This is a genomic window from Vibrio sp. 10N.222.54.A3, assembly GCF_041474095.1.
GTDB classification, from domain to species: domain Bacteria; phylum Pseudomonadota; class Gammaproteobacteria; order Enterobacterales; family Vibrionaceae; genus Vibrio; species Vibrio crassostreae_C.
In genome coordinates this window covers 90097-103223 of record NZ_JBFRTN010000006.1, presented here as the reverse complement: position 1 = coordinate 103223, position 13127 = coordinate 90097, and the positions used below count along the sequence as shown (strand labels likewise).

Here is a 13127-nt window from a genome sequence, read left to right as displayed (position 1 = left end):
GCGGGATTACTGCTGGTGAATCAATACGCTTTCTTGCCATTGACGTGGCAGGCGACGTGCTGATTTTTCCCATGCTGAGAAGTCAGATACTGGGTGCACGTTGCTGTATTCATCGTTCGAGATCAGCTTGTCTTGTACTGATTTAGGCAACGTAACGTTGCTACGGATTGGACGTGCGTAACCTTCTGCCAGGTTGATTTGGCCTTGGTCGCTGAAGATGTATTCACGAGCCAACTTCGCCGCATTCGGGTTTTTCGCGTATTTGTTGATGATGGTGGTGTAACCAGAGATCACTGAGCCATCTTGCGGGATGCTTACGGTAAAGCGCTCACGGTCAATCTTGTCGCGGTAGTTCAGTGCGTTGAAGTCCCACATGATTGCTACTTCCACTTCGCCTTTTTCAAGGTTCGCAATGCTTGGATCTGTGTAAGATAGACGGCCTTGCTTCGCTAGTTCACCAAAGAATTTAATCGCTGGTTTCAGGTTCGACTCGTCACCGCCATTAGCAAATGCTGCCGCTAAAATCGCGTTGTTTGCTTGCGCGGCTACGCCGACATCGCCCACTGTGACTTTGTAGTCGCCTTCTAGTAGGTCACTCCAAGTTTTCGGCGCATCTTCAACAAGGTTGTTGTTTGAAATGAACGAGATAGTACCTGTGTAAGCCAGAGCCCAGTGACCATCTTTGTCTTTTGCCCAGTCTGGAATGTCATTCCAAGTGGTTGGTTTGTATGGCTGAGTGACGTTTTTCTTTACGGCCACACGTGCGAATGCGAAACCCACATCACCAATATCAGCGGTTGCGTTTTTCTTCTCTGCTTCAAATTTCGAGATCTCTTGCGCCGAGCTCATATCGGTATCCTGATGCTTCAAACCGTAGTTTGCTTTCAGGTCAGTCCATGTGCCTTTCCAGTTTGCCCAACTGTCTGGCATACCCACACTGTAAACTGCACCCTCTTTTTGAGCGGCTTCAATCAGTGACTCAAGATCAGCATCCTTCGCCATCGCTGGCATTGAAAGTGTTGCCGTAAGTCCTGTTACACCAATCAATTTAGCGGTTGTGCCTATCAATTTTGCAGGTGAACCGATTAATTTAGCTGGCGATACAGTTGAACGGCTAAGCAAAGTTTTCATTGTCTCTATCCTTCTGGACTAGGTCAGTAAGTTCGTTTTGTATGCTATAGCCGGAATGTGACGGTTTGCCGTAAGTTATTTGACAGTTCGAGTGCATTTACGTGGCAGTTATATTTCACTCATATGACAATAAGCCATTGTTTACTGTCACATTCCTGTTAACTCCATGGTTTACCTTATTAAGCACACGAACTTATGGACTAGATCAGTAATGAGAACATTGGGCACCGGGCAATCAGGGACACAGTTAGGAAGAATTAAGGCGAGTATTCGAGAGCAGCTTCAATCAGGTATCTTCATTGAAGGGCAAAAACTGCCATCAGAAAGAAACCTTAGCGAACTGTTTTCCACCACACGAATCACGCTCAAAGATGCGTTGGTGTCTCTGGAAACCGAAGGTTTGATATACAGAGAAGAGCGCCGTGGCTGGTATGTGTCACCCGAACGTGTTCGCTATAACCCATTGTCACGTTCTCACTTTCATCAAATGATTCGCGAACAACATCGTATTGCAGCAACCAAGTTGCTCAGCACCCGCACAGAAATGGCCGCAGGCGATTACGCCAAAGCATTAGAAATAGAACAGATAACCCCGATACACGTGATTGAGCGATTACGCTTTATTGATGGCAGAGCGGTGCTGTTTGTTGAAAACGTCTTAAAAGCGCCGTTGTTTGAGAAGGTGTTGTCAGAAAACCTCACCATGTCGCTGACAGGCATCTACCGAGAAAAATACGGCTACGAGACCAAACGATCGCGCTTTGATGTGATACCCACCTCTGCCCCTGCGCATGTCGCCAAGGCATTAAATTTGGCTGAGGGTCAACCGGTGCTGAAGATCTGCCGTGTGAACTACAAGCAAGATGGCGAGTTGATGGACTGCGAACTGGAATACTGGCGACCAGACTCAGTAGTGATCCACATTGATAGCATTGGCTAGTACCACATCCTCTTAATGCGGTAGCAACACAAATACAAAAACTCCGACTGATTCAGTCGGAGTTTTTTAACAATCAAACATTAAGGTGCGCGAATCATCTAGCTCATGAATCAAGCTTGAGGAACTTCCTTACCCTTGTTGAATCTGGGTTAGTGAAGAACTTCTCAGGGTTGGATTTTTCAATCAATATGCCTTTTTCAAGAAATACCACCTGATCCGATACCTGACGCGCAAACTCCATCTCATGTGTCACAACCACCATGGTGTAGCCCTCTTGCGACAGTTTCTTCATCACCAACAACACCTCTTCGACCAATTCAGGATCGAGTGCTGACGTTGGTTCATCAAACAGCAACACATCCGGCTCCATCGCGAGAGCTCTGGCAATAGCGACACGTTGCTTTTGCCCACCCGATAACATGCTTGGGTAGTTCTCTAGTTTGTGCGACATACCAACCTTATCGAGTTGCTTACGTGCCATCTCTTCGGCGTCTGATTTCGCTATCTTCTTAACATGAACCAGCGCTTCCATGACGTTTTGCAACACGGTGAGATGCGGCCATAAGTTGAAGCTTTGGAAAACCATTCCAAGACGCTCTCGAAGTTTCGCCAACTCTTTGTATTTGAGTGGCTTACCCGTTTCAGAGTTGATACCAATACGCTCATCACCCATAAAAATCGTGCCGCGCTCTGGCTGCTCTAACCAGTTCATGCAACGCAGTAGCGTCGATTTCCCCGAACCTGACGAGCCGAGAATACTCACCACATCGCCTTTGTTGATGTTGAGGTTGATGTCTCGCAGTACTTCGATGCCATCAAACTGTTTCGACAGGTTTTCAACCTTGATGATCGTCTCTCGTTCTTCCAATAGTGGCTCGCACTCAATCACTTCCAAATTCACGCCCAAAGAAGGGTTAATCGGTGCTTCCGTTTCAATAATCTCTGATTGTTTAAGCATGGCTAAGTCCTCTAAGTTCAACTTTGGTTTGGATTCGTTTGGTGATGCTTTCAAGTGCAATACTCACAACCCAGTAGAGCGCGATAGCAATGATGAACGCATTCAATGGGATGAAGTAGGTCGATTGAATGCTGTTGGCGGCCGCGGTAATTTCTGCGACGGTGATGATGCTAAGAAACGCAGTGTCTTTTAAGCAGATGATGAGTTGGTTAGTGATCAGAGGAACCGACTTACACAACACGTTGGGTGTGATGACTCGTGTGAAGGTTTTGAGTTTAGAAAAGCCATAAGCGTGCGCCGCTTCGATGTAACCAGGCTCTAACCCCTTACGAACACCTCGGAAAATCTCACAGAAATACGTACCATGATAGAGGCTGAGTGCGATGATTCCCGCAGTCACTGCATCTAGTCGAATGCCAACCTGAGGCAAACCGTAATAGAGCAGATAGGCTAAAATCAGAAACGGTAAGGTGCGCATCATGCCTATCAAACTGTTGATGGTGTACTTAACACCGAGTCTCGAGTTTTCGAGACAGTACAACAAACCAATGCCTATGACGAAACTCAAGATTGAAGACGAAACAAAAAGATAAAACGTGGTCACAAAACCAGAAGCAAACAGCTCTTTTTGTTGCCAGATAATATTCCATTCTTCCATATTTACTCCTTAAATTTACCCACTCAATGACGCTTCACAAGCAGGTAAATGGTGTAGCTGACCAAGTAGTGATGACGGCCAAACTGTTGCTGCTACTGTAAACAGATGTATGCACTTATTGCTGCAGATAAGTGGCTCGGTTTTCAGCCACAGCTTGCAACTTCACCAACACGCCAATAATCAACATGTAAATGGCACCGGCACATAGAATCGGCCCAAGTGGTTCATAGGTAACCGCAGAGATTCGATTGGTGACACGAGTTAGGTCGACGATGCCGATCACCGCAATCGCTGGGCTGCCTTTGATTAAGAACGACATCTCATTGACTAGCGCTGGTAGGCTCATGATCACCATTTGCGGGAACATGATGCGGCGAAAATAAGTGATACGTCTCATACCAATGGCTTCTGCCGCTTCCATTTGTCCTTTTGAAAAGTTAAGAAAGGCATTGCGCCAAATCTCTGCATTGAATGCCGATGTATTGAGTGTGAGAGCTAAAATAGCAGAAACGTGTTTATCTAAATTGATGCCAAATGACGGAAAAGAAAGGAAAATAAACAGAGCCAGTGTCACCAAAGGCGTTGCTCGTGCCCAGCTGACATAGATACCCAACATTTGATCCACAAACGGGATTTTCATCATTCTAACTAAGGCAATCATTAGGCCGATGACGACACCTAATACAATCGATACTGCCGATATCCATGCCGTTGCCCACGCGCCCTGCAGTAACTGTTCCCAAGCGTAATAATCCATAAACGACCTCTTTGATCAGCGACTTCTTTCGATAGATTGTGCGCCAAAGACTCATGGGTTAAACCGCTTTGAACCCATTGGCATGGACACAAACAGCCGCTAACTGTTTGTGTCGGCGCATGCTTATTCATCTATTGAACGGCTGTTAGCTTGTGATACTGCTCAACGGAAGTGATGGCCTCTGAAGGCAGTTGGTCGAACGACTCACCGAACCACTTCTTCTGCAACTCCGCCATTTTTCCTGTTTGCTCTAGGTGCAGGAAAAACTCCGTTAGGTATGCCAAAAGCTCAGGGTTCTCTTTAGGAACAGGCCAGCTCACGAAACCAGGACCAGACACCGCCTCGCCTTTTTTGAATACCTTTGACTTGGATTTCACTACCTCGTTAACTGAAACCACACTGTTGATCACATAGTCTATTCGGCCGATTGCCAAGTCGGAATACGCTTCTGGGTAGGATTGATACTGCACCACTTTACCCAAAGACTTGCCTTGTGCTTCGAGCATCACTTCGAGCTCTGGAAGCCTTTCTAGCAAAGCACTGCCCGCTTGTAAGCCCACTGTTTTTCCATCTAAATCGGCTACCGTATTAATATCTTCCGCGTCAGTTCTGGTTAAGAAGTAATGCTGCGCTGAAGCGATAGGTGGAGTGAAATCAAAGGCCTTCAAGCGAGCATCGGTAATGATCGCGCCAGTTAACGCCACATCATATTGACCCGCAGATACCGAAGCGAGTAGTCCTGTCCAAGGTAAGATCTCTTGTTCGATATCGAACTTCGAATATTCACGTAACTCATCAAGCAAATCTTTGTTAATCCCCGCAGGCTTACCGCGGTCGATATAGTTGAATGGAGAGTAGTTGTCTTCTGTCGCCACTTTCATGAAGCCTTGCTTTTCGATGGCTGCAAGCTCCGATGCTTGTGCGACTCCAAAACAACCCAGTACAACTGTCGCTGCCGCTGTTGAAACCCATGCCTTCATCGTCATTCCCTGTTTCATACGCTTTCCTTATCGAGATTATTTGCCTGCCTTTACTTTATGAACGGAATGCATCGGAGACGTAGAGCCAATTTAATTTTCAGGTTGGGACAGAACGATTTTCTAGTTTGGGACAACGTAATTTTCGGGGTTGAGAGAGAGCAAAACACACTCTTAAAACATCAATATGAACTCTGGCGCATTTCTTGCTCTTTTATACAAATTGGACTGAGGTTCACTGAGAATAAGGACTGTATCTCATGGCGATAAATCACAATTGTTTCATCGAGTTTGATTCCAAAAGAAGCCTGCAAGAACAAGTACGTAGCTATTTGGTGACGGCGATATTGAATGGTATTTTTCCGGCTGAACAAGCGCTTCCGTCTTGTCGTAAGCTGTCTAGCCAATTGGGTGTTTCACGCAATACTGTCTCGTTGGTGTACGACAGTTTGCTCGACGATGGCTACCTCATCAGTAAGCCTCGCAGTGGTTATTACCTTTCAGAAAAGTATGAAAACCCGAGTGATACTATCGACGCGAGTTTGGATCATTTTGAATCAGCCGACAGCGACAATGCACCGGATTGGAGCAAACGCGTTAAGCTGCAATTGGGCCAATACCCACGCATCGTCAAACCCTCGCATTGGAGTTGTTACCAATACCCATTTATTTTTGGCCAACCCTCTATCAATGACTTCCCATTAGCTCAATGGCGAGAAGCGACAAGAAAGGTCACCTCAGACCCACATGATCACCGCTGGCTTTGCGACAAGGTCGATAAAGACGTCGACATGCTGGTCGAACAGATACGCACAAGGGTGCTCCCACAGCGCGGTATTCATGCCCAAAGTGATGAGATCCTCATAACCTTAGGTTCGCAGAATGCGCTGTATTTGATTTCGACTTTGCTCATGAACCATCAGAGTCGAGTCGGAGTCGAGAACCCCGGCTACAAAGAAGCGAATCACATCTTCAATCTCTCTGGCGCGCAGTTACACCCGCATCAAGTGGATGAACAAGGATTGAGATTCAATGAGCACTCTTCACTGTGTGATCACTTCTATGTCACGCCTAGCCATCAAGCTCCAACCGGCGTCACCATGAGTGACGAGCGTCGAACTCAGTTACTGGAAATGGCCAAAGCCAATGACGCGGTAATTATCGAAGATGACTATGACGCCGAGTGTAACGTGGAGTGGAACCCTAAACCCGCGCTAAAAGCCAGTGACAAAGAAGGACGTGTCATCTACGTCAGCAGCTTCTCTAAGCTATTAGCACCCGGCTTGAGATTAGGCTACATCGTGGCACCTGAAGAGTTGATCTACGATCTTAGAATACTGCGTCGCTTGATGTATCGACACGCACCAAGCCGCGTTCAGATGGAAGTGGCGCACTTTATTGAACAAGGCTACTACGACAGCTTTGTGAGGCGCTTTAGGGAAAACACACGCCAGCGCTGGAAGCTGATCAACGATGCGGTCTTGAAGTACCTACCTGACTGCAAGCGACTGGCTCAAAGCGAGCAGGCCAACTCTCTGTGGCTACAAACGCCCAGTCACATCAATAGCCAACGCTTAGCGTCACGAGCCGCACAAAAAGGGATTTTGATTGAGACAGGGTATTCTCACTTCATGACCGATCCTGAAACGAAGTTGAGCAATGAAACTTCATCCGAATTTGATCCTAATTCTTATTTCAGGTTGGGCTTTCACGCCATCGACAAAGACTTGATCGCCCCCGGCATCAAAGAGCTGTCAGAGGTAATGAAGAGCTAGCATCACAAAGGGTTATGTAGACGTTGTTATTCAAGACAATGACGTAAAAAAGAGCATCAATCGATGCTCTTTTTCGACTATACCTAACCAATTGGAAGCTAGACACTCAAAAGCCAAGCACTCAGGAAAAATAAGCACTTTGAAAAGAACGGGGAATCCTTTGCCAAAGTGCCTTGGTTGCTGTGCTAGCTATCTTATTGAAGAATTAAGAAGCAAGTTCAAACAACACTTCATCAATGATCTTAACGCCTTTCTTTATCTCGCTTGGCTGAATAACCAAAGGTGGCGCAACGTGAATGCGGTTATTCACAATGAAGGTCAACAGGCCTCGCTTGGTCAATTGCGCTTTCAATTGCCCCATTTTTTCATTGCTTAAAGGTGTTTTACTTTCACGATCTTCCACCAGCTCAACCGCCCAGAACATCCCTTTACCGCGCACATCACCAATCATAGGGTGCAACTCTTGAAGGCTCAGTAGGAGCGGCCCTAGAACGCTGTTACCGACGTTATCAGCGTGTGTGACAATGCCCTCTTGCTCCATCACATCGAGCGTTGCAACGATAGAAGCCATCGCCAAAGGGTGACCAGAGTACGTTAAGCCGCCCATAAAGAAGTTTGACTTAAAGTGCTCAACGATCGGTTCGCTGACCACCACGCCACCAGCCGGCACATAACCCGAGTTCACCCCTTTCGCGAAAGTAATCAGATCTGGCACGACATTAAAGTGCTCAAACGCAAACCACTTACCCGTGCGACCAAAGCCGACCATGACTTCATCGAATATCAACTGAATGCCATGTTTGGTTGCCAGCTCACGCACGCCGATAAGGTAATCTTTGGGCGGAATGAGAAAACCAGCCGTTCCCGGAATCGTCTCTAGGATAATCGCCGCAATCGCCGTTGGTCCTTCGCATTCAATCACTCGCTCTAAATGCTGCAGGGCACGCTCACTCTCTTCTGCCTCAGTCGCCGCGTTGAATTCGCTTCGATAGAGAAATGGATTGAAGAAGTGAACGTGCCCACGGCTATACTCGTTTGGAATTCGACGAAAATCCCCCGTCGCAGCAATAGCAGTACCTGTATTGCCATGGTAAGAACGGTAAGCAGATAGCACCTTGTCGCGCCCTGTGAATTGTCGCGCCATGCGAATCGCATTTTCGTTGGCATCTGCCCCTGCATTGGTAAAGAACACCTTCTTAAACGAGCTTGGCGCTTTCGACAAGATACGCTTAGCCGCCAAACCACGAGTGAGGTTGGCGGTCGCAGGGGCAACGGTCACTAATGAATCAGCCTGATCTTTAATCGCTTTGATCACTTGTGGATGCTGATGACCAATGTTGGTGTTAACCAGTTGGCTACTAAAATCAAGGTATTCTTTACCTTCGTAGTCCCACATTTTGCATCCTTGCCCACCCGCAATGGCGATAGGCTCCGCTGCTTCTTGAATCGACCAAGAATGAAATACGCTCTTGTCGAGGTCGATAATATCTTGGTTCACAAGCTGTTCTGTTGATACTTCCATTTCATCGTCTCCATTAACAACACTAGATTCACAGCCGCTCGTGCTTGGCTCGCCTTCGAGAATGAAAGACACAAAACACGACATTGAAAAGGCTGCGCTATCGGATGGAATAATCTTCATCCCAAACAGGGCGGAGGTCATAGTGTCAGTTTCAACAAAACATTGGGCCAGTACATCAGCCCAAGTCTCATCCCCGATCCAACAAACTGCCTGACCCAATCCAATCGTCGATCTGGCTCTATTCAAAACTCTTAGGTGTGAATAGATTGAAAGGTAGACGAGACAGATCTCATCGAACGCTAATTAACGCAGCAGCAATATCAAAAGCAAAGAGGTGAGCAAGAGTGGAATTAGGATTAGCGATGACATTGATTCTGTTTGCAGGAGTAGTTCGAGGCTATTCAGGATTTGGGTTTGCGATTATCGTAGCGCTTTCCCTCAGCTTTATTGTTCCACCATTGCAAGCGGTAACCATCGCTATCTTGTTGGACTTTTTAAGTGCCTTTCCTCTGCTCAAGCGAAGTAAAACCACCATCAATATCCGGCTTATTGCGCCGCTGTGTATTGGCATGTTGGTTGCGGTGCCTTTCTCGCTGTATTTCATTAGCACGATATCGGAATCAGGCTTGAAGGCCTTTATCGCGATGATGTCTTTGGTCGCTAGCACGCTGATTATTTTGGACTTACGCCTCACTTGGTTGCACCAACGACACGCGTTTTGGGCGGGAGCCATTTCGGGGTTTAGCATGACCACCGCTTCTTCAGGAGGTCCGCCATTAGTGACGTATTTGATGAACCTGACCATTAAAACCAGTGAACAGAGAGCCACCGCGATTGTGTTTTTTCTGCTGAGTTCAGCGATTTCACTGATCGGCTTCATATGGATTGGCGCATTTAACCAAGAATCGTTCATCACAGGTTTATGGCTATTACCGGCAGCTTTGATTGGCAATGTACTGGGGCAAAAACTGTATCTATCAGTACCGAACTTGTCTGCAAAAACAACGACCGCGCCGATTTTGATCGGCATGGCACTACTTATGTTAATTTCAAATTAGAAGGATGTATTTATGGATAAGATAGCGTTCATTACAGGGGCAACCTCTGGTTTCGGCAAAGCGGCAGCAAAACGTTTCGCAGAAGATAACTGGTCGTTAGTGCTGTCTGGTCGTCGAATCGAAAGGCTACTCGACCTAAAGGAAGAATTAACGGTGCCTGTGCATGTAATTCAACTCGACGTTCGAGACGCAGACGCCGTAAAACAAGCCATTGATTCACTACCTGCTGAATTCTCATCGATCACCGCATTGGTCAATAATGCAGGATTAGCCTTGGCACCAGAAGGCTCGCCTGATGTGGACTTGAAAGACTGGCACACAATGATCGACACCAATGTCACTGGCTTGGTTAATGTTACTCACGCGCTGCTGCCGACGTTAATTAAAAAAGGCGCAGGAAGCTCGATCATCAATGTTGGATCAATCGCCGGGCAATGGCCTTACCCAGGAAGCCATGTGTATGGTGCCAGCAAAGCATTCGTAAAACAGTTCAGTTACAACCTACGTTGTGACTTACAAGGCACAGGGGTACGAGTGACTGACCTTTCCCCTGGTATTGCAGAAACGGAATTTACTCTAGTAAGAACCAAAGGTAATCAGACGGCTTCAGACAATCTTTACCAAGGCACCACACCGTTGTCAGCAGAGGATATTGCCGAGCAGATGTTTTATATCGCAACCTTGCCAGATCACATCAACATTAACCGAGTCGAAGTGATGCCGACCCGTCAAGCATGGTCTGCATTCGCAATAGATAGGGACTAAGTTCAAACCGACACAAACAAAAAAGGTGGTCTTTTCAGGCCACCTTTGTCATTTCTTTCACACGATACTTCAAATATAACCAACGGCATAAAAGACGGTGTCTAACTCGCCTCATTACTCTTTTAATGAAAGTAAGATTAGAGATACTCAACTAAACAATTTGCTGCTCATGTTCTTTGTTTGATTCCGTCTCTTTCGACAAGAAACTCGCTACGATCTCTCTCAGTTTGCCTTGGTTAACCGGTTTAGGTAAAAACTCATCCATGCCTACATCGAAGCACAAATGCTTGTCTCGCTGCACGACGTTGGCCGTCAGCGCAATGATTGGAATATGCTTTGCAGCCCCTTCTTCGAGCGCTCGGATCTGCTTGGTCGCTTCGAAGCCATCGAGAACCGGCATCTGACAATCCATAAAAATCATCTCGTATTCGTTGACTTTGAATTTCTCGACACCAATTTCACCGTTGTCGGCAATATCAACCTCAAAGCCAAGCTTCTTGAGCATCATCTTGGCGACTTGTTGGTTTACTCGCGAGTCTTCAACAACTAAAACTGTACCACTAAATTCTCCGGCAACTGCGACAGGTTTTGACTCTGCTTGAATTGGAGCTTGTTTATCGGCTGGTGTGGCGTTTACAGAGACAATGGGAGCATCTTTAACAACCGCTGCAGGTTTACTTAACGGCACAGGTTCATTGTCTTTAAACGCAACCTCTCCTCTGTTCGGATAGGTAAAGACTGAAGTATCAGCCGCTCTCGCGAGTACCTCACTGATGGTCCATTTAAGCTGATTATCTTGGTAAGGACGCGCAATGTAGGCAACAAAACCGACTTGTTTAGCACGAGCTTCATCTTGCTTTCTAGGGTCAGCAGAGATCATCACTAACTTGGGACACTCGCTACCAAAGCGTTCAACTAAGCTTCTCGCCAGTTGAAAGCCATCAACGGACGGCATTACTTTGTCTATCAGAACGAGATCATAAGGTGATGACTTAGCCACAGACTCTGAAACCAACTCTAACGCTTGGTTTGCCGTTTCACAGCACTCAGACTTAACGCCAAAGGATTGAAGCTGTGTAGACGTTATACGCATGTTCAGCTGGCTATCATCCACAAGCAGAACCGAAACCTTATTGAAATCGATATTGCTTTCATCGGCTTCTAAACACGGGTCAAAGTCAGCCGTAAAATAGAAGGTACTGCCTTTACCTTCAACACTGGTGAGTTCAAGCTTGCTGCCCATCAATGTCACTATCTTCTCGCATATTGTTAGACCAAGCCCTGTGCCTCCATAAATACGTGTGGTACTGCCGTCGGCTTGTTGAAACTTATCGAACACCGATTTCTGTTTGTCTTCTGCAATACCGATACCGCTGTCGACAACCTCGAACCTCACTCTGAGTTTTTGCTCAGGCTCAACCACCTCTTCCAAACGAAGCGAGAGCGTGACGTGGCCATGCTCGGTAAATTTAATCGCGTTACCTACTAAGTTATTTAGGACTTGTCTTAGTTGTGTACCGTCACCAATCACCATGGTTGGGATCTTAGGGTCGATCGCTAATTGGAATCGAAGCCCTTTCTGTTCGGCTTTCACTCGAAAGGTTGATTCAACGTCGGCCGCAATGCCCATCATTTTCATCGGCTCTTGCTGAAGCTCTAGTCGCCCCGCTTCGATCTTCGAGTAATCGAGAATGTCGTTGATTAAGTCGAGCAACGTAAGCGAAGAGGTGTTGAGCATGTTGATGTACTCTTTTTGCTCTTTCGGCATATCCATTTCAGAAAGCAAAGACGACAGCCCGATAATCCCATTCATTGGGGTACGGATTTCGTGACTCATATTGGCAAGGAATTCACTTTTATTGCGGTTGGCCACCTCAGCAATGTCTTTGGCTTTTTCCAGCTCTTGATATTGTTGACGAATACGTTCTACCGATCGGTTATAGCTACTCTCTAGAGTCGATATCTCATCTTTGTAAGTAGAGTGAGTTGGCGTTATAAAGCGCGGTTTGTTGTCTTCGACCTGTTGTTGGTTGATTTGGGAAGACATAGTCATCAAACGTTTTACGACAAGACGATAGACGATGGTTAAACATACGAGAGACAACAAGAAGATTTTAACGGCTTCGAAGGCGAGCAACAATAACACTCGTTCTTCAAAGTCATCTAGGATCATGCTCAAGTCTGATTGCACCGTGAGCGTCGCCAACGGGAAGTCTGTGCCGCCCATCTGGTGCACCATTTCCCAAGACTGAGAATAAGATTGGCCTTCGGTCTTTTGACCTAACTCTAGAATTTTTTCATCGGGACTTTCGATAAGAAGGTAACTGACCGAAGGGAGGCGAGAGATGCCTTCGGCTTGCACAAACAATTGCTCTCGATCTTCAACCCACAAACTTGCCGTTAAACCAGAAAGGTAGCCAGCCTTGACCTGCTCGATCTGAGAGCTGATAAAAGAAACTCGACTTTGGTACTCTACATACAACCCGAGACCTGTCACTATAACTGTGAATAAGGTACTGATCGCTATTATCATCCCGATCAACTGTCGGGAGAGTCCAACGTAGCGTTTTCCTTTTGTCACCATAC

The 13127-nt window shown here is 46.6% G+C and carries 11 protein-coding genes; 4 read left to right on the top strand and 7 right to left on the bottom strand.

Features of this window, described 5'->3' with window-relative positions:
* Window positions 1–6: 6 nt before the first annotated feature.
* Window positions 7–1131, bottom strand: coding sequence for an ABC transporter substrate-binding protein (locus AB4507_RS01515; RefSeq protein WP_372182105.1), 1125 nt, complete (start codon window positions 1129–1131; stop codon window positions 7–9).
* Between the two features lie 211 nt (window positions 1132–1342).
* Here AB4507_RS01515 and AB4507_RS01510 point away from each other — a divergent pair, with 211 nt between their 5' ends.
* Window positions 1343–2071, top strand: a complete 729-nt coding sequence (locus AB4507_RS01510) for a UTRA domain-containing protein (protein ID WP_017065129.1) — start codon at window positions 1343–1345, stop codon at window positions 2069–2071.
* A gap of 103 nt (window positions 2072–2174) precedes the next feature.
* On the opposite strand, the gene AB4507_RS01505 is transcribed toward AB4507_RS01510, so the two are convergent.
* The 4 genes from AB4507_RS01505 to AB4507_RS01490 form a co-directional block, all read right to left on the bottom strand.
* Window positions 2175–3029 carry an amino acid ABC transporter ATP-binding protein gene (locus tag AB4507_RS01505; protein ID WP_372057682.1) on the bottom strand — a complete coding sequence of 285 codons (855 nt, stop codon included), beginning with the start codon at window positions 3027–3029 and terminating at the stop codon, window positions 2175–2177.
* Window positions 3022–3687: an amino acid ABC transporter permease gene (locus AB4507_RS01500; RefSeq protein WP_017071256.1), complete on the bottom strand. Its 666-nt coding sequence runs from the start codon at window positions 3685–3687 to the stop codon at window positions 3022–3024. The genes AB4507_RS01505 and AB4507_RS01500 overlap by 8 nt, the downstream gene beginning before the upstream one ends.
* A gap of 115 nt (window positions 3688–3802) precedes the next feature.
* Complete coding sequence (locus AB4507_RS01495) at window positions 3803–4444, bottom strand: amino acid ABC transporter permease (RefSeq protein ID WP_017066356.1); 642 nt, start codon at window positions 4442–4444, stop codon at window positions 3803–3805.
* Window positions 4445–4575: 131 nt separating this feature from the next.
* Complete coding sequence (locus AB4507_RS01490) at window positions 4576–5442, bottom strand: transporter substrate-binding domain-containing protein (protein WP_372182104.1); 867 nt, start codon at window positions 5440–5442, stop codon at window positions 4576–4578.
* A gap of 239 nt (window positions 5443–5681) precedes the next feature.
* Between AB4507_RS01490 and AB4507_RS01485 the strand changes: the two genes are divergently transcribed.
* A complete protein-coding gene (locus AB4507_RS01485) occupies window positions 5682–7196 on the top strand; it encodes a PLP-dependent aminotransferase family protein (RefSeq protein ID WP_372182102.1) in 1515 nt (504 codons plus the stop codon).
* 205 nt (window positions 7197–7401) lie between these two features.
* Here AB4507_RS01485 and AB4507_RS01480 read toward each other — a convergent pair whose 3' ends face one another.
* On the bottom strand, window positions 7402–8718 hold the full coding sequence (locus AB4507_RS01480; protein ID WP_069595314.1) for an aspartate aminotransferase family protein: 1317 nt from the start codon (window positions 8716–8718) through the stop codon (window positions 7402–7404).
* A gap of 362 nt (window positions 8719–9080) precedes the next feature.
* Between AB4507_RS01480 and AB4507_RS01475 the strand changes: the two genes are divergently transcribed.
* Window positions 9081–9776 (top strand): sulfite exporter TauE/SafE family protein, encoded by a 696-nt coding sequence (locus AB4507_RS01475; protein WP_017066352.1) that lies wholly within the window; start codon window positions 9081–9083, stop codon window positions 9774–9776.
* A gap of 12 nt (window positions 9777–9788) precedes the next feature.
* Window positions 9789–10541 carry an SDR family NAD(P)-dependent oxidoreductase gene (locus tag AB4507_RS01470; protein ID WP_017071252.1) on the top strand — a complete coding sequence of 251 codons (753 nt, stop codon included), beginning with the start codon at window positions 9789–9791 and terminating at the stop codon, window positions 10539–10541.
* Window positions 10542–10692: 151 nt separating this feature from the next.
* Here AB4507_RS01470 and AB4507_RS01465 read toward each other — a convergent pair whose 3' ends face one another.
* Window positions 10693–13125 (bottom strand): response regulator, encoded by a 2433-nt coding sequence (locus AB4507_RS01465; RefSeq protein WP_372182101.1) that lies wholly within the window; start codon window positions 13123–13125, stop codon window positions 10693–10695.
* Window positions 13126–13127: the final 2 nt, after the last annotated feature.